Source organism: Actinomadura sp. 9N407, assembly GCF_044326315.1.
Classification (GTDB): Bacteria; Actinomycetota; Actinomycetes; order Streptosporangiales; family Streptosporangiaceae; genus Spirillospora.
Genome location: NZ_JBIRAW010000015.1, coordinates 102,891 through 121,349, shown reverse-complemented (window position 1 = coordinate 121,349; position 18,459 = coordinate 102,891). Strand labels below are relative to the sequence as shown.

General features: G+C 72.7%; 20 protein-coding genes. 7 read left to right on the top strand and 13 right to left on the bottom strand.

Features of this window, described 5'->3' with window-relative positions:
- Positions 1-20: 20 nt before the first annotated feature.
- Genes ACH34Q_RS24135 through ACH34Q_RS24120 form a run of 4 tightly spaced genes read right to left on the bottom strand, consistent with a single transcriptional unit; the run spans position 21 to position 3,776 of the window.
- Complete coding sequence (locus tag ACH34Q_RS24135; RefSeq protein WP_395985304.1) at positions 21-731, bottom strand: MBL fold metallo-hydrolase; 711 nt, start codon at positions 729-731, stop codon at positions 21-23.
- A gap of 40 nt (positions 732-771) precedes the next feature.
- Complete coding sequence (locus ACH34Q_RS24130) at positions 772-2,187, bottom strand: serine/threonine-protein kinase (RefSeq protein WP_395985303.1); 1,416 nt, start codon at positions 2,185-2,187, stop codon at positions 772-774.
- A 16-nt stretch (positions 2,188-2,203) separates the two neighbouring features.
- Positions 2,204-3,091 carry a PHP domain-containing protein gene (locus ACH34Q_RS24125; protein ID WP_395985302.1) on the bottom strand — a complete coding sequence of 296 codons (888 nt, stop codon included), beginning with the start codon at positions 3,089-3,091 and terminating at the stop codon, positions 2,204-2,206.
- A 34-nt stretch (positions 3,092-3,125) separates the two neighbouring features.
- A complete protein-coding gene (locus tag ACH34Q_RS24120; RefSeq protein WP_395985301.1) occupies positions 3,126-3,776 on the bottom strand; it encodes a DUF6758 family protein in 651 nt (216 codons plus the stop codon).
- An 83-nt stretch (positions 3,777-3,859) separates the two neighbouring features.
- On the opposite strand from ACH34Q_RS24120, the gene ACH34Q_RS24115 reads away from it, so the two are divergent.
- Positions 3,860-4,261 carry an NUDIX hydrolase gene (locus tag ACH34Q_RS24115; protein WP_395985300.1) on the top strand — a complete coding sequence of 134 codons (402 nt, stop codon included), beginning with the start codon at positions 3,860-3,862 and terminating at the stop codon, positions 4,259-4,261.
- On the opposite strand, the gene ACH34Q_RS24110 is transcribed toward ACH34Q_RS24115, so the two are convergent.
- Together ACH34Q_RS24110 and ACH34Q_RS24105 are read right to left on the bottom strand one after the other, a co-directional pair.
- Entirely contained in the window at positions 4,227-5,666 is a 1,440-nt protein-coding gene (locus ACH34Q_RS24110; RefSeq protein ID WP_395985299.1) for a type II CAAX prenyl endopeptidase Rce1 family protein, read from the bottom strand. The two genes, ACH34Q_RS24115 and ACH34Q_RS24110, sit on opposite strands and share 35 nt — an antisense overlap.
- Positions 5,667-5,763: 97 nt before the next feature.
- Complete coding sequence (locus ACH34Q_RS24105) at positions 5,764-6,705, bottom strand: HpcH/HpaI aldolase/citrate lyase family protein (RefSeq protein WP_395985298.1); 942 nt, start codon at positions 6,703-6,705, stop codon at positions 5,764-5,766.
- Between the two features lie 120 nt (positions 6,706-6,825).
- Here ACH34Q_RS24105 and ACH34Q_RS24100 point away from each other — a divergent pair, with 120 nt between their 5' ends.
- A complete protein-coding gene (locus tag ACH34Q_RS24100) occupies positions 6,826-7,332 on the top strand; it encodes a hypothetical protein (protein ID WP_395985297.1) in 507 nt (168 codons plus the stop codon).
- A 22-nt stretch (positions 7,333-7,354) separates the two neighbouring features.
- Here the strand turns inward: ACH34Q_RS24100 and ACH34Q_RS24095 are convergent, their stop codons facing one another.
- Both ACH34Q_RS24095 and ACH34Q_RS24090 read right to left on the bottom strand, forming a co-directional pair.
- Positions 7,355-8,260, bottom strand: a complete 906-nt coding sequence (locus tag ACH34Q_RS24095; RefSeq protein WP_395985296.1) for an RNA polymerase sigma-70 factor — start codon at positions 8,258-8,260, stop codon at positions 7,355-7,357.
- Between the two features lie 19 nt (positions 8,261-8,279).
- A complete protein-coding gene (locus ACH34Q_RS24090) occupies positions 8,280-8,852 on the bottom strand; it encodes a carboxymuconolactone decarboxylase family protein (RefSeq protein WP_395985295.1) in 573 nt (190 codons plus the stop codon).
- A gap of 134 nt (positions 8,853-8,986) precedes the next feature.
- Here ACH34Q_RS24090 and ACH34Q_RS24085 point away from each other — a divergent pair, with 134 nt between their 5' ends.
- Positions 8,987-10,390, top strand: a complete 1,404-nt coding sequence (locus ACH34Q_RS24085) for a magnesium transporter MgtE N-terminal domain-containing protein (protein WP_395985294.1) — start codon at positions 8,987-8,989, stop codon at positions 10,388-10,390.
- A complete protein-coding gene (locus ACH34Q_RS24080; protein WP_395985293.1) occupies positions 10,387-10,884 on the top strand; it encodes a DUF1003 domain-containing protein in 498 nt (165 codons plus the stop codon). Before ACH34Q_RS24085 ends, ACH34Q_RS24080 begins: the two co-directional genes overlap by 4 nt.
- Here ACH34Q_RS24080 and ACH34Q_RS24075 read toward each other — a convergent pair.
- A complete protein-coding gene (locus ACH34Q_RS24075) occupies positions 10,864-11,343 on the bottom strand; it encodes a MarR family winged helix-turn-helix transcriptional regulator (protein WP_395985292.1) in 480 nt (159 codons plus the stop codon). The two genes, ACH34Q_RS24080 and ACH34Q_RS24075, sit on opposite strands and share 21 nt — an antisense overlap.
- 58 nt (positions 11,344-11,401) lie before the next feature.
- On the opposite strand from ACH34Q_RS24075, the gene ACH34Q_RS24070 reads away from it, so the two are divergent.
- Complete coding sequence (locus ACH34Q_RS24070; protein WP_395985291.1) at positions 11,402-12,550, top strand: Mrp/NBP35 family ATP-binding protein; 1,149 nt, start codon at positions 11,402-11,404, stop codon at positions 12,548-12,550.
- Between the two features lie 121 nt (positions 12,551-12,671).
- Here ACH34Q_RS24070 and ACH34Q_RS24065 read toward each other — a convergent pair whose 3' ends face one another.
- The 4 genes from ACH34Q_RS24065 to sigE form a co-directional block, all read right to left on the bottom strand.
- Positions 12,672-13,031 (bottom strand): sec-independent translocase, encoded by a 360-nt coding sequence (locus tag ACH34Q_RS24065; RefSeq protein ID WP_395985290.1) that lies wholly within the window; start codon positions 13,029-13,031, stop codon positions 12,672-12,674.
- 87 nt (positions 13,032-13,118) lie between these two features.
- On the bottom strand, positions 13,119-15,113 hold the full coding sequence (locus ACH34Q_RS24060; protein WP_395985289.1) for a S1C family serine protease: 1,995 nt from the start codon (positions 15,111-15,113) through the stop codon (positions 13,119-13,121).
- Between the two features lie 252 nt (positions 15,114-15,365).
- Positions 15,366-16,031 carry an anti-sigma factor family protein gene (locus ACH34Q_RS24055; RefSeq protein ID WP_395985288.1) on the bottom strand — a complete coding sequence of 222 codons (666 nt, stop codon included), beginning with the start codon at positions 16,029-16,031 and terminating at the stop codon, positions 15,366-15,368.
- Positions 16,032-16,084: 53 nt separating this feature from the next.
- Entirely contained in the window at positions 16,085-16,813 is a 729-nt protein-coding gene (sigE, locus tag ACH34Q_RS24050) for an RNA polymerase sigma factor SigE (RefSeq protein ID WP_395985384.1), read from the bottom strand.
- A gap of 273 nt (positions 16,814-17,086) precedes the next feature.
- Here sigE and ACH34Q_RS24045 point away from each other — a divergent pair, with 273 nt between their 5' ends.
- Both ACH34Q_RS24045 and ACH34Q_RS24040 read left to right on the top strand, forming a co-directional pair.
- Positions 17,087-17,689, top strand: coding sequence for an O-methyltransferase (locus ACH34Q_RS24045; RefSeq protein WP_395985287.1), 603 nt, complete (start codon positions 17,087-17,089; stop codon positions 17,687-17,689).
- A gap of 24 nt (positions 17,690-17,713) precedes the next feature.
- Complete coding sequence (locus tag ACH34Q_RS24040) at positions 17,714-18,406, top strand: hypothetical protein (RefSeq protein ID WP_395985286.1); 693 nt, start codon at positions 17,714-17,716, stop codon at positions 18,404-18,406.
- The last annotated feature ends 53 nt before the right edge of the window (positions 18,407-18,459 follow it).

Here is an 18,459-nt window from a genome sequence, read left to right as displayed (position 1 = left end):
GTCCGTTCCGTCGCGGGGGATCAGCCGTCCTCGCCCTCGCGGGCCAGCGCTCCCCAGCTCTCCCAGCGGGCGTCCTCCTCGCCGGTCGTGGTCTCCTCGCCCTGGCCCGGCAGCACCCGCAGGTCCTTGGGCAGCGGGGTGAGCAGCGCCCCGATCGAGTTGAGCTGCTTGCGCAGGTCCTCGAAGGCACCGCCGATCGAGCCCGGCTTGCTGCGGTGCAGCGTGTCGCCGGAGAACAGCACTCCGAGCTGCTCGCTGATCACGCACACCGCGCCCGGGCTGTGCCCGGGGGTGTGCATGATCTCCAGCTGGGTGTCGGCGATCTCGAACACGCCGCCGTCCTCCAGCCAGATGTCGGGCTCCACGGCCTTCAGCGCCTTGGCGTCGTCCTCGTCGTCCTCCTCCTTGGCGAGGCGGCCGAAGTAATCGCGCCAGAGCAGCCGGTCCGCGCGGTGCAGCGCGATCGGTGCCCAGTTCTCCTCGTCGTCCTCGCCGGCCGCGGCCACCTCGAGCACCACGTTGAGGTGGTGCTCGTTGCCGTCGGTCAGCAGGACGGCCATGACCTCGCGGTCACCGACCTTCTTGAGGATGGCGTCGGCGTCATACGCCGGATCGATCACGATGACCTCGTCGTCGTCGCCGACGATGTAGGTGTTGTTCTCGACGTCGTACTCGGTGTCGTCCAGGGTCAGCGTCCCTGACGTCACGACCTGTTCGATGCGCGCGTCCACGCCCCGCACCCTATCGCCTGCCCGCGACCGCGTGGGCGGATCAAACGGTGTTCAGCTTCACCCGCTGTCCAGGGGTGCCCTCGGCGGCGAAATCGACGTGCCCGGTGTACCGGTCGGCGATAGTGATCTTGATCTGAACGCTCTGGCCGGATCTGAGCGTGCCGAAGGACCGGCTGAGGGTCACGTTGGTCACCTGCGCCGTCCACTCGACCGTCCCGCCCTCGGCGGTCAGCGTCACGTTCACCGACCCCTTGTCCTCCACCTTGATGTCGCCGACCGGGCTGACCATCAGGCGGGGGCCGGTCGGCGGCTTGGTGGTGGGCGCGGATGAAGCGGGGGTGCTCCGGCCGGCGTTCCCGGCGGCGGTGCTGCTCTCTGATCCGGCGCCCGGGGTTACCCCGTTGGTGCCGGAGTCCTTGCTCAGGGCCCAGAAGACGGCGCCGATCGCGACGAGGACCGCCACGACGGAGACGGCGGCGGGTGCCAGCCAGCGGCTGCCGCCGGAGGCCGGGGCCACGGCCGTACGGGGTTCCACGGCCGTCGGAGGTCCCATCGCCGGGGGCGGCGGCACCGGGGACCGGAGCAGCGGGCCGTCATCACGGGTGGCCGCGAGGGTACGACCCTCGGCCATGATCTCGGTGGGCTCGCCGCTGTGCCCGATCAGGCGCATCAGCAGGTCGGCGGCCGTTGGCCGGGTCTCGGCGTCCTTGCCCAGCGCCACGCGGACCAGCTCGCGCAGCGGTTCGGGAGTGTCACCGAGGGCGGGCTGGGCGTTCAGGATCCGGCCCATCACGGCCGGGATGGTGTCGTTGCCGAACGGCGCGCGCCCGGTCGCCGCGTACACGAGCGTGGCGCCCCAGGCCCACACGTCGGCGCGCGGGCCGACCGCCTCGGCGCCCACTTGCTCGGGGGCCATGTACGAGGGCGTGCCGACGACCGCGCTGGAGCCGGTGGAGCCGGGGTCCAGGGCCTTGGCCACGCCGAAGTCGATCACGCGCGGGCCGTCCTGGGCGAGCAGCACGTTGGCGGGCTTGAAGTCGCGGTGCACGATCCCGGCCTGGTGGATGGCGGCCAGCGCGGTGGCGGTACCGATCGCGAGCCGCTCCAGCTGCGCCCCCGGCAGCGGGCCCCGCTCCGCCACCACCTGGGCGAGCGAGAGGCCCTCGACGTACTCGCTGACGATGTACGGGCGGTCGCCGTCGATGTCGGCGTCCAGGACCTGGGCCGTACAGAAGCGGGCCACCCGGCGGGCCACCGACAGCTCCCGGACGAAGCGTGCCCTGGCCGGGTCGTTCCCCCGGAGCGATGCCTGCAGCAGCTTCACCGCGACCTGCTGACCGGATTCGTTCGCGCCCAGGTAGACCACACCCTGGCCGCCCTGCCCGATCCGGCCGCGCAGCTCGTACGAGCCGATCCGCCGAGGGTCCTCCGGCAGCAGTGACGCTACTTCTGACATTCCGGTCCTTCCGCCGTCAACGGCAGGATCGTAGTCCTTCGGCGCCCGCCGATGCGGGCCTGTTTCCAAGACGGCCGCCTCCGGGAGCGGCGGCGAGCAGGGCCGCGTAGTCCTCCGGGGACGTGGTCTCGCTCCCCAGCCGGTCGCCGGTCATCTCGCCGTGGTCGTCGCTGGAGCCGGTGATGAGCAGGCCCAGGGCCGCCGCGACGTCGCGCAACCGGGCGCGGTCCTCGGGCGCATGGTCGGGATGATCGGTCTCGACTCCGGCGAGTCCGGCCGCGGCCAGTTCCTCGATCACCTCGTCGCCGAAGACGTAGCCGCGCTTCCGGGACCGCGGATGGGCCAGCACACAGGCGCCGCCGGCCTCCCTGACCAGCTGTACGGCCCGTACCGGATCCAGCGGGTACGGCCCGACATGGGCGCGGCCGCCCGAGCCGATCCAGTCCTGGGTGAACGCGTCGTCCACGGTCGCGACCACCCCGGCCTCGACCATGGCCCGGGCGACGTGCGGACGCCCGACCACCTCGCCGCCGGACAGCTCCCGTACCCGTTCCCAGGTGACGTCCGCGCCCAGCGCGCGCAGCCGGTCGACCATGCTGCGCGCCCGGTCCAGCCGGTGCGCGCGGATCCGGGCCAGCTCGCCGGCCAGCCCTGGCGCGTCCGGGTCGAACAGGTAGCCGAGCAGATGCAGGCTGCGGCCGTCGTACCGGCAGGACAGCTCGATCCCCGGGACGAGCGTCAGGCCGTCCGGCAGCGCGGCCCAGGCCTCGTCCCAGCCCGCGACCGTGTCGTGGTCGGTGAGCGCGAGCACGTCGAGCCCGGCCTCCCGCGCGCGCCGGACGACCTCGGCCGGCGGCCGGGTGCCGTCGGAGGCGTCGCTGTGGGTGTGCAGATCGATGCGCATCCCTCGTTCCTACCAGGAGCGGGGGCGGGGCGGCTCACTCCTGGAGGCGGGGACTGAACGCTCCGTACGGGAGATCGGGGTCCATTCCGGGCTCGCGCAGGTCGAGCAGATGCGGCCGTTCCAGCATGAGGACCCCGGCCTCGGCGGGCCACAGGACCACCCACAGCCAGTCGCCCATCGCCTCGCCGACGTAGACCGCGCGGTCGGGCTCGGCCGGCAGCGACCACATCGGCACCGAGTGCCCGCTGGTGGCGGTCGGGCCCTGGACGTCGAGCTTGCCGTGCGGCGGGTTGCCGTCGAAGGCGCCGCCGGGGTCGGTCCCCTCCAGGCCCGCGTAGAACGCCCCGAGGCCCGTCCCCGGCTGCTCGGCGATCAGCAGCATGTCGGCGGGACCGCCGCTGAGCACCGCCGGGCCGCTCAGGGCGACCGTGCAGGCACGCGCACCGCTGCGGTCGTCGCCGACCGTACAGAATCCGGTGACCAGCCAGCCCTTCGGCAACGGCCAGGGGACCCAGACCGGTACCCGGGCCTCGCGCAGTACCGCCGCGAGCCCGTCGGCGCTGGGCCGCTTGGGCGGCTGTCTCGGCAGTACGACGCCGTGCACGCCGCAGCTCCAGTCACTCGACCAAAGGCTGGGCGCGCTAAGCCGCCCACCACAACGTGGGCATGTGGGCTCGGCCCTCATGGCTACCAACCCTGCGTGCTGGGGCCGCGCCCCGTCAAGATCCCCCAGCTCAACCAGGTGGAAAAGGGCGACAAAATAGCGGGGTGAGGGTGCGCTGCGTGGGCGGGATCGCCGTGGACGGGTCCGGACGGCTGCTGATGATCAAGCGGGGCCATGCCCCGGCGGCCGGAACGTGGTCGGTCCCGGGCGGGCGGGTCGAGCCGGGCGAGAGCGACGAGGCCGCCGTCGTACGGGAGATGCGCGAGGAGACCGGTCTCGTGGTCGCCGTGGGCCCGCTGGTCGGCACCGTGGAGGCGCCCGGAGCGGGCGGGGTGACGTACGAGATCCACGACTACGCGGTGACGGCCCAGGGCGGCGTCCTGGCGGCCGGGGACGACGCCGCCGACGCCCGCTGGCTCACGCCGGACGAGCTTCGCGCGCTTCCCACGGCCCCCGGTGTCATCAGCGCCCTCACCAGTTGGGGCCTGCTTGCTGGCCCTGGCTGAACGACGGGGACGGCTCCGCCGGGGTGTCCACCGCGTCCACCGGGTCTCCCGGCGTGGTGGCGGCGTTCGGGTCGGCCACGACGGTCTGGATCCGCATCCGCCGTGCCAGCCAGGCCACGCCCGCCGCGTACAGGAGCATCGGCGCCACGTCGGCGATGACGTACTGCCACGGCACCCAGCCCTGCTCGATGTCGAGCTGCCCCACGGCCGCCGGCAGCAGGAAGGCCATCAGGTTGTTGAAGACGTGCAGCGCGATGGCGGCCTCCAGGCCACCGGTGCGGACCGTGAGCCAGGCCGCGATCACGCCGAAGAGGAAGACGTCGAGCATCCCCCAGCCGGTGTAGCCGTGCCCCGCCATGAACAGCGCGGAGCCGACCGCGATCCCCGGCCACGGCGTCCGGAAGACCTTGCTGAACGCCCGCCCGACGCGGCCGCGGAGGTTCTCCAGCGTGCACGCCCCGATGGCCTGCAGCAGCCAGCCGCGGAAGACGTACTCCTCGGCGGCGGCCTGGAACGGCACCAGCGAGATGATCACGACGGCCGCGATCAGGAACGAGCTCCAGCCGACCCAGTGCTCGTCCGCCGCGACGGGATCGTCCACGGCCAGGCTCGCCAGCAGCGACGTACCGAACGACACGGCGCAGAACAGGAGCGAGAGGCCGCCGCAGACCAGCAGCCAGCGCCGGCGCAGCCGGCCGGCGACCGACGACACGGTGCCCGGCCGCCGCTGCTGGACCAGCCACGGGACCAGCAGCGCGAACGGCAGGAAGACGATCAGCGAGACGAGGTTGAAGCCGAGGTCGGCGATCTCGTGGCCGAGGATGGTGTCCCCGGTTCCCGGTTCGCCGGGGACATCGCCCGTGATCAGCGCGGCAATGATCATCGCGACCACGCCGAGCACCATCAGCACGATCAGCCCGCCGCCCAGGATGGCCAGCGACCCGACCAGCGGACGCCACCAGCTGTGCGCGTCCGTACGGGCCATGTGGTGGTACTTGGCGCCCGGCCGCAGCGGCACGACCCACGCGCGCTTGGGCGGCGGCCCGTAGCCGTACGGCCCGTACGGCTGCTGGGGAGCGCCGTAGGGCTGCGGGTGCGGCCGGGGCTGCCCGTAGGGCTGTCCGTATGGCTGAGGCTGCCCATAGGGCTGCGGGTACGCGCCGTACGGGTCGCCGTAGGGCTGGGGCTGCGGGAACTGGCCCGTGCTCCCCCATCCCTGCGGCTCAGGCTGTGCCGGTTGAACTGGCTGTGCCGGCTGGACGGGCTGTGCCGGTGGAGGCGGTTGTGCCGGCTGGACGGGCTGCGGAGGCGGCGCGGATTCGGGAGCCGGCCGCTGCTCCCCGGACCGGTCCCTGGACTGCCCGGGGTCGGGCGGGGCCCAGCCGTTGTCCGCCGGATCCGACACGCGCGACCTCCTGGAGAGAACTCGGAGAAAACCTTTGCCTTGCGTCGAATCGTACGTGCCGACCGGTGCTCCCCGTCGCGCCCTCAGCCTGGGACGTTCACCGCTCCGGAGGCTCGAACGTCCTGGTCCGGGTGAGTCCGGCGGCCCGGCCCTTGGCGGCGATGACCAGCGCCATCTTCCGGGACGCCTCGTCGATCATCTCGTCGCCCAGCATCGCGGCTCCGCGCCCCTCGACCCGCGTGCTGTGGTCGTAGGCGTCCAGGATCAGCTCCGCGTGGTCGTAGTCGTCCTGCGCCGGGGAGAACACCTCGTTGCCCGCGTCCACCTGCGAGGGATGCAGGACCCACTTGCCGTCGAAGCCCAGCGCCGCCGAACGCTTCGCGACCCGGGTGAACGCCTCCACGTCGCGGACGTTGAAGTACGGCCCGTCGATGGCCTGCAGGTCGTTCGCGCGGGCCGCCAGCAGGATCCGCATCAGGATGTAGTGGTACGCGTCGCCCTCGGTGTAGCCGGGCGGCTGCTCCCCCACCACCAGCGTCTTCATGTTGATCGAGGCCATGAAGTCGCCCGGCCCGAACACCAGCGTCTCCAGCCGGGGCGAGGACGCGGCGATGGCATCGATCGCGACCATCCCGCGGGCGTCCTCGATCTGGGCCTCGATGCCGATCCGGCCCACCTCGTACCCCATCGCCCGCTCGATCTGGGTGAGCAGCCGGTCCAGCCACTGCACGTGCGAGGCGTCCTGGGCCTTGGGCAGCATGACGCAGTCGAGATTGGCGCCCGCGCCCTCCACGACCTCGATCACGTCCCGGTACGCCCAGCGGGTCTCCAGATCGTTGATCCGGACGACCCGGGTCCTGCCCGTCCAGTCCCCCTCGTTGAGCGCGGCGACGACGTTCACGCGCGCGTCCTCCTTGGCGTCCGGGGCCACCGCGTCCTCCAGATCCAGGAAGATCTCGTCGGCGGGAAGGCCCTGGGCCTTCTCGATGAAGCGGGGATTGCTGCCGGGGACCGCAAGGGTCGTACGTCGCGAGCGCATGCCGCGGATGCTACCGAGCGGGCGGGTGTGGCAATCTGGCGGGATGAGCGAGCGAAGCGAGGTCATGATCGCCGCTTTGCCCGGGGGGTGTGGGGGGTCGTCCCCCCACAGGGGGCAGGGATGAGCGCGGCACTGGTGGCGGAGGCGGCCAAGAAGTCGGGGCTGCTGTGGCTGACCCTGCCCGGGCTGACGCAGCCGCGCGCGGCCTGGCATCTCTGGCACGGCGACGCGGCCTACGTACTGACCGGCGGCGAGGGCGAGCAGCCGATGCCGGGCCTGCCCGAGGCCGAGCGTGTACAGGTCACGCTACGCAGCAAGGACAAGGGCGGCCGGCTGATCTCCTTCGTCGCGGCCTGCGAATCGGTCGAGCCCGGTACCGACCTCTGGGACGAGGTCGCGCCGCTGCTGGCCAAGGACCGGCTGAACGCCGCCTCGCACGAGAGCCAGCTGGAGCGCTGGGCGGACGAGTCGTACATCATCCGGCTCACCCCGACCGACGAGGTGCTCGAGGCGCCGGGCGACTACCCCGACGACTACGCCGCCGTCCGTCCCGTACCGACCCCGGCCACGACCGCGGGCCCGCCGCCGCGCATGATCGGCGGCAGGCGCCGCAAGATCGACCGCTAGCCGCCCCGGCGGACCGGCGGGCTCACATCGGCAGCTCGCTGTTCGCGCCGATCGCGCGGAGCTTGTCGGGGTTGGCGACCAGCTGGACGGCCGTCACCCGTCCCGCGTCGTCGACGTCCAGCGTGATCGTCGTGATGGGGCCGTCCGGGCCGTCGATCACGACGCCGGGCACGCCGTTGATCTCGGCGCGCCGGATGCGCATGTCCTCGGGCTGCACCCCGGCGTACGGGACTCCCGCGACGGCCACCAGCCAGCGCCCCACCTTGGGCGCGCCATGGATCGTCCGCAGCGCCGCCCTGACCTTGCCGCCGCCGTCGGTCCACAGCGTCACGTCGGGCGCCAGCGTCTCCATGAGCTGGTTGAGGTCACCGCCGAGCGCCGCGTCCAGGAACCTCTCGGTCGCCGCCCGCCGCTCCCGCCGGTCGGTCTCGAACCGGGGCCTGCGGGCTTCCACATGCTTGCGGGCCCGGGTGCCCAGCTGCCGGACGGCGTTCTCCGACCGGTCGAGCGCCTCGGCGATCTCCCCGTACGGGAAGCCGAAGACCTCCTTCAGCAGGAACACCGCGCGTTCCAGCGGGCTCAGGGTCTCCAGCACCACCAGCATCGCCATCGACACCGACTCCGACAGCTCGGCGTCCTCCGCGACGTCCGGCGAGGTCAGCATGGGCTCGGGCAGCCACGGCCCCACATAGGTCTCGCGCTGCACCCGCGCCGACCGCAGCCGGTCCAGGGCCAGGTTGGTGGTGATCCGGACCAGGTACGCCCGGGGCTCGCCGATCCCGGACCGGTCCGCCGCCGACCACCGGATCCAGGCGTCCTGAACGACGTCCTCGGCATCGGCGGCACTCCCCAGCATCCGGTAGGCGACCGCGAACAGCAGCCCCCGATGCTCCTCGAAAAGGGCGTCCGCCGCGTCCGGTCCGTCCATCAGGCCCCTGCCCCTTCCCTCACGGAGATGCTCCCTCCGCCTCCCGCCGCGGGATCTCGCAGCGGTCCTTGAACCCCTGGCCGGTGAGCCCGGCCGCCGCGTTGAAGCGCGAGCGGAGGTTCTCCAGCGCCACCATCATCGTCAGTTCGACCAGCTGCCGCTCGTTCAGGAACCCGCGAAGGGCGGCCGACAGCTCGTCGGTGACCTCGGGCGGGTCGGCGGTCATCGCCTCGGCGTACTCCATGACCAGCCGCTCCTCCTCGGTGAACAGGTCGCTGCCGCGCCAGGCCGGGACCGCCTCCAGCTTCTCCAGCGGGATGCCGTGCGTGGTGGACTCCCAGGTCCCGAAGTCCACGCACCAGGAGCAGCCGATCTTGACCGCCGAGGCCATCACGGCCAGGTCCTTGAGCCGGTACGGTACGGCCTTCCAGCGCAGGGCCTGGGCCTCCAGCATGCCGTATCCGGTGGAGACCGCCATGTGATGCCCCATGGCGCGCGCGGGGTCCAGCTCCGCGCCGAACTTGCGGCGGGTCAGCCAGGACGCGAGCCGGTAGCCCAGGGTCCGCGGCGGGTCGAGAGAGATACGGGACATGACGGTTCTCCGTTCCGTTGGTGTCATTCCCTTGGACGGGCGGCGCCGCCGGGATGTGACATGCGCTCCGTCCACCTCCTCCGTTCACCCGCCGGCCTCGGATGAGCCCCATGATCGTGGGTAATCTCCCTTTCATGACCGGAGCTCCGACGCGGGTGTACATCGCGCGGCTGGCCGGTATCGCCGTCTTCGACCCGGCCGGCGACCAGGTCGGCCGGGTCCGCGACGTCGTGGTGGCGCTGCGGCTCGGTACCCGGCCGCCGCGGGTGCTGGGGCTGGTGGTCGAGGTCTCGCCGCGCCGTCCGGTCTTCCTGCCGATCACCCGGGTCACCGTGATCGAGGCGGACGCGATCGTCTTCGACGGCCGGCTCAACATGCGCCGGTTCCACCAGCGCGCGTCCGAGACGCTGGTGATCGGCGAGGTGCTGGACCGCACCGTACGGCTCACCGAGAACGACGAGCCGGTCGGCGTGGTGGACGTGGCGATGGAGCCGACCCGGACCCGGGACTGGCTGATCACCAAGCTGGCGGTGCGCCGGTCGCGGGGACGGGGCGGGCGCGAGGGCCGAACGGGCCGGGGCGGCCGGATGCGCGGGCACGGGCTGCGGCGCAGCGGCGAGACGTTCGTCGTCGACTGGGACGCCGTGCACGGCATGTCCGCCGTCGAGCACGGCCAGGGCGCCGCCGGGCTGATCGCCGCGTTCGAGCAGATGAAGGCCGCCGACCTGGCCGGGGTCGTGCACGAGCTGTCGGAGAAGAGGCGGACCGAGGTGGCCGCCGCGCTCGACGACGAGCGGCTGGCCGACGTGCTGCAGGAGCTGCCCGAGGACGACCAGATCGAGATCCTGAGCCGGCTGGAGGCGGAACGGGCCGCCGACGTCCTGGAGGAGATGGAGGCCGACGACGCCGCCGACCTGCTCGGCGAGCTGCCCACCGAGCAGCGCGAGCGGCTGCTGACGCTGATGGAGCCGCAGGACGCGGCCCCCGTACGGCGGCTGCTGACGTACGCCGACGACAGCGCGGGCGGGCTGATGACCAGCGATCCGGTGGTGGTGCCGCCGGACGCGTCGGTGGCCGACGCGCTGGCCAGGATCCGCAACCCGGACCTGAACCCGGCCCTGGCCGCCCAGGTGTACGTGTGCCGCCCGCCCACCGCCACGCCGACCGGCCGCTACCTGGGCACCGTCCACTTCCAGAAGCTGCTGCGCGAGCCACCGCCGACCCTGGTCAGCGGGATCGTGGACAGCGACCTGGACCCGATGCGGCCCACCATGCCGCTGCAGGACGTGGCGACGTATCTGGCCACCTACAACCTGGTGGCGGGCGCCGTCGTGGACGAGAACGGCCACCTGCTCGGCTCGGTCACCATCGACGACGTACTCGACCACCTGCTGCCCGGCGACTGGCGGGAGAGCGCCATGGAGGCCGCCGCCGAGGAGATCGGCGATCCCGAGGAGGAGGCCCTGCGCGGCGGCCGGGCGGCCGGGCCCGAGGGACAGGGCGGACAGGGAATCAGCGATCGGGGGAATCCGGCATGACGACGCCACGCCTGGACCAGCCGCGCGAGCTGCGCCGCAACCTGCTGCCGCGCCCGCACTACGACCCCGAGTCGTTCGGCCGGCTCTCGGAGCGGATCGCCCGGTTCCTGGGCACCGCCCGGTTCCTGGTCTACATGACGGCCTTCGTGCTGGTGTGGATCGCCTGGAACGCGCTGGCGCCCGCCGCGCTGCGCTGGGACCCGTACCCGTTCATCTTCCTGACCCTGATGCTGTCGCTGCAGGCCTCGTACGCGGCGCCGCTGATCCTGCTGGCGCAGAACCGCCAGGACGACCGCGACCGGGTGCAGTACGAGCAGGACCGGGGCCGCAACGACCGCACCATCGCCGACACCGAGTACCTCACCCGGGAGATCGCCGGGCTGCGGCTGGCGATCAGCGAGGTGGCCACCCGCGACTTCCTGCGCTCGGAGCTGCAACAGATGATCAAGGAGCTCGACGGCGACCGCAAGGAATCACACCCCACCCTCTCCTGACCGGTGAGGAGTTTCTACGAGTTTGGCCAGCATCGCGGCCAGCATGCGCAGGTCGGCGTCGTCCAGGCGGCTCAGCACGTACTCGCGGACGCCCCGCTCGTAGGTGGGGGTCGCGGCGGCGAGGCGGTCGCGGCCGAGCGGGGTGAGCACGGCGTACAGGCCGCGCGCGTCGCTGGAGCAGGACTCGCGGATCACCAGGCCCTCGCGCTGCATCCGGTCGACCAGCCGGGTCAGCCCGCTGCGCGACAGCAGTACCCGGTCGGCCAGGTCGTTCATCCGCAGCCGGCCGCCGGGCTGCTCGCCCAGATGGGTGAGCACGTCGTACGCGCCGAGGGCCAGATCGTGATCGGCCAGCAGGTCGGCCTGGAGCCGGCGGGAGATCTGCACCTCGGCGCGCAGCATGGCGCGCCACACGGTGAGCTCTTCGGCCGAGATGGTGGGGCCTGGCGGCGTCGTCACGCCCCGAATGGTACGCGCGCGTGGGCCGGTGCGCGGGCACACCCGGGGAGTTCATACCATGGGGGGCATGGCCTCCCAGTTGACGATCGAGCAGGTGACCGAGGCGCTCGCCACGGTGAACGATCCTGAGATCCGCAAGCCCATCACCGAGCTCGACATGGTCAAGAGCGTCGACATCGCGCCGGACGGCTCGGTGGCCGTCGCGATCTACCTGACCGTGTCCGGCTGTCCGATGAAGGACACGCTGATCAGGACCATCACCGAGGCCGTGCAGCGGCTGGACGGCGTGTCCTCGGTCGCGGTCGAGCTGGACGTCATGAGCGAGGAGCAGCGCAAGGCGCTGCAGACCAAGCTGCGCGGCGGGGAGGCGGCCAAGGAGATCCCGTTCGCCAAGCCCAACTCGCTGACCAAGGTCTACGCGGTGGCGAGCGGCAAGGGCGGGGTCGGCAAGTCCTCGATCACCGTCAACCTGGCCGCCGCGCTGGCCGCGCAGGGCCGCAAGGTCGGCGTGGTCGACGCCGACATCTACGGCCACTCGGTGCCGCGGATGCTGGGCGTGACGGACTCGCCGACCAAGGTCGAGGACATGATCATGCCGCCGTCGGCGCATGACGTGAAGGTGATCTCGGTCGGCATGTTCACCGCCGGCAACCAGCCGGTGGTCTGGCGCGGTCCGATGCTGCACCGCGCGCTGCAGCAGTTCCTCGCCGACGTCTACTGGGGCGACCTGGACATCCTGCTGATGGACCTGCCGCCCGGCACCGGCGACATCGCGATCTCGGTCGCCCAGCTGCTGCCCTCGGCGGAGATCCTGGTGGTCACCACGCCGCAGCAGGCGGCGTCGGAGGTGGCCGAGCGGGCCGGGGCCATCGCGGCGCAGACCCACCAGCAGGTCGTCGGCGTCATCGAGAACATGTCCCACCTCACCTGCGCGCACTGCGGCGAGCGGCAGGAGATCTTCGGCTCGGGCGGCGGCCAGGTGGTCGCCGACGCGCTGACCCAGACGCTCGGCACCCGCGTCCCGCTGCTCGGCCAGGTGGCGATCGACACCCGGCTGCGCGAGGGCGGCGACAACGGCGTGCCGCTGGTGCTGTCGGAGCCCGACGCCGAGGCGGCCAAGGAGCTGCGCCGGATCGCCGACTCGCTCGGCGGCCGGTCCCGCGGCCTGGCCGGCATGTCGCTGGGCATCTCCCCCAAGGGCCGCTAGGGGTCACACGAACGGCGAACGGCCCCGTCCAGGAGTTCCTGGACGGGGCCGTTTTGCATGTTTGGAAGCACTGCCATGTTCAGGAAGCGCTGCCATGTTTCAGGGAGCGCTGCTCAGCCGCTCACGTCGCTTCGTTGTCGTACGGGGGGCGCTCTCCGTACTCCAGGCCACCGGCCGCCGCCGTCGCGTACGACGGCTCGTCGTCGAACAGGCCGCCGGAGCCGTTGGGACGCACGTCGTCGTCGTGGTCCTCGAGCAGGTGCTTGCGGACGAACGTCTTCGGATTGAGGTCCGCGACGTCGAAGTCCTTGAACTCCGGCCCGAGCCCCTCCTGGAGATCGGCCTTGGCGCTGTTGGCCATCTGCCGCAGCTGGCGCAGCATCCGTCCCGCCTGCCCGGCCGCCTGCGGCAGCTTGTCACCGAAGATGACCAGGGCGAGGACGACGAGCAGCAGCATCTCGCCCAGTCCGACGTCGAACAAACCGACCTCCACGAGCGCCCAGAGGGACCGGACCCCACGGTCCGGTCCCCCCAGCGTATCCCTGGTCCGGACGAACCGGACCCCGCCTCAGTTGGCCTGGCCGAGGGTGACCTCGACCGTCGTCTCCTTGCCACCGCGCTGATAGGTGACCTTCACCTTGTCGCCGGGTCCGCGGCTGCGGATCTGCGCCGACAGGTCGGCCGGTCCCTCGATCGGCTGACCGCCCAGCTTGGTGATCACGTCACCGGGGCGCAGCCCGGCCTTGTCGGCCGCGCCGCCCTTGACGATCGGCTGCACGTTGCCCATCGGCTCGGTGGCGATCTTCACGCCCGGGCCCTGGTACTGCTGGTCCATCCCGATGCCCAGCTGGGCGCGGCGGGCGGTCCCGGTGTTGATGATCTCTTCGGCGACCCGCCTGGCCTGGTTGACCGGGATGGCGAAGCCGAGCCCGATGCTGCCGCTCTGGGTCTGCCCGCCCAGCCCGCCGCTGCCGAGGGTGGCGATGGCGGTGTTGATGCCGATCACCCGGCCGCGGGCGTCGACCAGCGGACCACCGGAGTTGCCGGGGTTGATCGCCGCGTCGGTCTGGATGGCGTTGAGCACCGAGCCGTCCCCGCCGCCGCCCTCGCCACCGGTCGGCACGGCGCGGTTGGTGGAGCTGACGATCCCGGTGGTCACCGAGCCCTGCAGGCCCAGCGGCGAGCCGATCGCGATCACCGGGTCGCCGACCGCGATCTGGTCGGAGTTGCCCATCTCCAGCGCCGGCAGGTCGTGCGTGCCCTCGGGCTTGAGGACCGCGATGTCCGAGCTCGGGTCCTTCCCCTTGACCGTGGCCGGCAGCGTCTTCTTGTCGTTGAAGACGACCTGGATCTCGCCGCTGCCGCCGCCCGCGGACACCACGTGGTTGTTGGTGACGATGTAGCCGCCCTTGACGATGAAGCCGGTGCCGCCGGCGCCCTCGCCGCCGGGGCCGGCCACCCGGATGCTGACGACGCTGGGCAGCACCTTCTGCGCGATGCCCGCGACCGAGTCGGGCGGCCGGTTCTTGTTCTGGCCGCCGGCGGTGCCCTCACCGCCGAGGCTGATGCCGCCGGGCTCGTTGTCACCGGTCGCCAGCACGCCGATCCCGGCGCCGAGGCCACCGGCCAGCAGCGCGATGATCAGCGCGATCACGGCCATCAGGCCGAGGCCGGGGCCGCCGCGCGAGGCGGACGGCAGCGGCGGGACGGGAGCCCAGTTGGGCCCGCCGGGCGGCTGGCCCATGGCACCCATCGGGCGGGGACCGCCCTGCGGCGGTCCCAGCGGGCCGCCACCGGGCGGGGGCCCGGCGAGCGGGTTCCCGGGCGGCGGCTGGTGCGAACGCTGGGGCGGCCAGCCGTACGGCGTGCCCTGGCGCGGGTCGCCGCCCTGCTGCTGGTGCGCGGCCGCCATTCGCGGGTCCCGCTCGTACCCGTGCGGGACGAAGCCCGGACGGTGGCGGTTCGGGTCGCCGCCGGGCGGAATCGCACCCGGGGGCACGCCGCCCTGATGCAGGGCGGCCTGGGGCCCGGTGCCCTGAGGCCCGGGACCGGGCTGCATCGCCCCGGCCGCGACCGGCCCGTCCGGGACGACCCCGTCCGGCACCACGTCGTGACCGGCCGGCTCACCGAGGCGGTAGCCGCCGGAGCCGTAACCGCCGGGGACAGCGTCCTCCGGTACGGGCTGGTCGACCGCCGTGGCGGACGGCGGACCCGGCATGTCGTCGTCGCTGCCGTAGGAATCGGGCGGGGCGAAACCCGCCACCAGCCGGTCGGAGATCCCCGGGGTCTCCTTTCCGAAGGCGACCGGAGCCGCCTTCGCGCCCGGCTCGTCCAGGTCGCCCGGGCCGGTGTCGTCTCGATCGTCCGGTAGGCCGGGCTCCCGGTCGGTGCTCCCCTGCCCGGCCCCGGCCTCGTCCGCTTGGCCGGTGTCGAGATCGTCCTGCTGGGGACCGTCCGTGGCGCTCTGCGCTCCTCCGGCGCTGGCCACGCCTCGCCCGGCCTCCTGGCTCAGATCGTCATCGTCCTGCGACGACCCGAGCGGCCCGCGGCTCTCTTCCGTCATCCCCATCTCTCCTACCGAGCATGGTTCCCGTCAACGCGCTCATCGTGCCCAGCCGGGCATGTGATGAGCGTAAAAGGCCTACAACCCCGTTCCAGTGGGCCCATCTTGCTACGTAAGGCGCGCAAACGGCGCATCAGGTTCCATGACATCATTCCCCGCGCGCCGCCGTGCCATCTGCACGATGGGTCCAGCTGGCACGACGGGTCAGCCAGCACGGGTCAAGCCGGGAGAGTGGCCTGCGGGAAAGCGCGTTCAGGGCCCGGGTGCCGGCGGGACGGGCGTGCGCCCGTCGGCCGGATCGGTCATCGGCAGCCCGCCGGAGGTCAGCGCGTGCTCCACGGCGAACCGGTCGAAGGCCGGGCTGACCGTGGGCGCCGTCCGGTTGCCGCCGGCCGCGTAGGAGGCGGCGCCGAGGCCGAGCACGAGGGTCGCGGCACCGACGGCGAGGTAGCGCCGGGACGGCCGGTACAGGGCCGCGCTCGCGCCCGCGCCGATCCCCGCTCCGACGCCCGCGCCGCGTCCGCCCTTACGGGACGGGGCGGCACGGCCGGCGGGCCGGTTGTCGCGGGGCCGGGAGATCCCGGCCATGGGCATGCCCGCGGGAACCCGCCGCGGGGCCGCGGGAGCCACCGGCTGCTGCCGTACGGGCTGCGCGGGCGGCGGGACGTCGGCCTCGGCCGCGCCGGGATCCCCCAGGCCGCGCAGCCGGGCCATGAAGTCGGGGGTGGGAAGATCATCGGCGCCGTCCGCGGCGGGCAGATCGCCAAGCCCCCGCAGCCGGCCCTTGAGGCGGCGCAGCGCGTCGGCCTCGGACCGGCATCGCGTGCACAGCGCGAGATGGGCGAGCGCGCGATCGCGCTCCTCGTGACCCAGCTCACCGTCGACCAGAGCGGTCAGACGCTCCCCCAGACAACTCACGCGGCTCCCTTGTCATCAGATCGTCACGCACGGTCCCCCGCGCGCCGGTCTCGTTACGCGCCTCCGGGCCGTCCCGTCGCGACCTCGGCCGCATGGGCGCCGACCAGGGCCTCGGCCCCCTCCGAGCCCGCGGTGACGGGTGCGGAGTCAGGTGCGGTGGCGGCCAGCGCGGCGGCTTCGGCGGACGCCGCCGTACGGGCACCACGGCGGAGCGGTGCCCGGTGCTCGAGTGCGGCGCGCAACTGCGCGCGCCCACGGTGGATCCTGCTGCGCACGGTTCCCAGTTTGACGCCCAGCGTCGTCGAGATCTCCTCGTACGACAGGCCCTCGATGTCGCACAGCACCACGGCCGCGCGGTATTCGGGGGCCAGGGCGTCCAGTGCCGCCTGGACGTCGGCGTCGAAATTGCTGTCGTCGAACGCCTGCGCCGGCGTGGGCTCGCGGCCCTGCAGCCGCTCGGCGGCGTCGTCGCTCAGTCCCTCGAAGCGGATCCGCTGGCGGCGTCGCGCCATGTCGAGGAACAGGTTCGTCGTGATCCGGTGCAGCCAGCCCTCGAACGTGCCCGGTGTGTAGTTCGACAGCGACCGGAACACCCGGACGAAGACCTCCTGCGTGAGGTCCTCGGCGTCGTGCTGGTTGCCGGTCAGCCGGTAGGCGAGGCGGTAGACGCGCCCGGAATGCTGGCGGACCACCTCGTCCCAGGACGGAGGCGCCCATTCGGCGTCCGGTGCGTTCTCCCGCGCCGCCGCGGCCTCCCGGCCACGCCCGGCCACGGCGGACAAACCGCCGCCCTGCCGGGGACCTACCCCCACAGCGCCCTTAAATGTAAGTGCTGCCACTCCCATGGTGCCGGGTTGTTCCTCTCTGATGGCCAACGCTGTCGCTTCGAAACGACACGGTCGCGCCTGGGCTGGGGCGGTTGTGGACCGACGTCAAGTAGAACGTCATGAAAGGCCAGTTGGTTCCCGACCAGCGATAGGGTCTTTCCAGCATGAGCCAGGCGGGGGTCCCCCGAGGAGGCAGCCATCAACGCCATTCAGGCCACCCTGGCCTACGTGGAGGAGTTCCTCCCCGAAGACGAGCCGCTCCTGAACGCGCGCCGGCGCGGCCGGGAGGTCGGCGCCATGCCGATCGGCGCGGCCGGCGGGGCCGCGCTGCGGTTCATCGCCACCCTGCTCGGCGCCCGGACGGTCGTGGAGGTCGGCTCCGGCTGCGGCGTGTCCGGGATCTGGCTGCTGCGCGGCATGGCCAAGGACGCCGTGCTGACCAGCGTGGACGTCGACTCCGAGCACCAGCGGATGGCCAAGCAGGCCTACACCGAGGCCGGCCTGGGCGCCTCCCGGACCCGGATGATCACGGGCCGGGCGCTGGAGGTGCTGCCGCGCCTCACCGACGGGGCGTACGACATGGTCTTCTGCGACGCGCTGAAGCAGGAGTACCCCGACTACCTGACCGCCGCGCTGCGCCTGCTGCGGCCGGGCGGCGTGGTGGCGTTCGACAACGCGCTCTGGGACGACCGGGTCGCCGACCCCGCCAAGCGCGACCCCGACACCGTGGCGATCCGCGAGGTGGGCACCATGATCCGCGAGGACGAGCGGCTGGTGCCGCTGCTCCTCCCGGTCGGTGACGGCCTGCTCTGCGCGATCAAGCGCGACTGACGTCCCCCAGCGAACGGGTCACCCATGAACGAGCCCAGGACCGACCCCGAGACCGAGCCTGAGACCGAGGCCGTGGCCGAGACCGAAGCCGAGGACGTGGCCGAGGACCTGGACGTGGCCGAGGCGCCCGAGGCCGTGTTCCAGGTACGGGTCAGGATGACCTGGCGGGGAGTCGGGCAGGTGCTCGCCTTCCTGATCCTGGTGCTCGCGGCGGCGGGCTTCGTCGCGGGCGGGCTGAGCCGCGGATCGGGTACGGCCGCGATGGTGTTCATCGTGCTCGGCGCGCTCGGGTTCGCCCTGTTCGGTGCGGGACTTCTGGCGACGGCCGGCCGGGTGCTGGGCCGCCGGCCCGTACTGGAACTGACGCCAGAGGGGGTGCTGCGCCCGGCCCGCTGGCCGATGCCGCGCCGTGCCGACCGGACGCTGCCCTGGTCGCGGATCGAGGCGATGACCGCGCTGCGCCGCGGGGTGCCCTCCACCCGCCGCGGCGAGCAGGACTACCTGGTGTTCCTTCCGTCCGCCGAGCTGGTCGAGATGGCCCGTACGGCGGACCGGCCACGGCTGATCGCGCTGACCCTCACCGACGTCCCGGCGACCGCCGAGGCCGCCGCCTGGTGCTTCGCGGTGGAACCCGCCTGGGACGCCTCGCTCAAGGAGATCGTCGCCCAGGCCCGCCGCCGGGCCCTGATCCCGGTGATCGACCGCCGCAAGCGCTGAGCCCGCCCGTACCGGCCGCCGGACCCGGCAGGCCCGGCGGTCAGGCCTGAGGG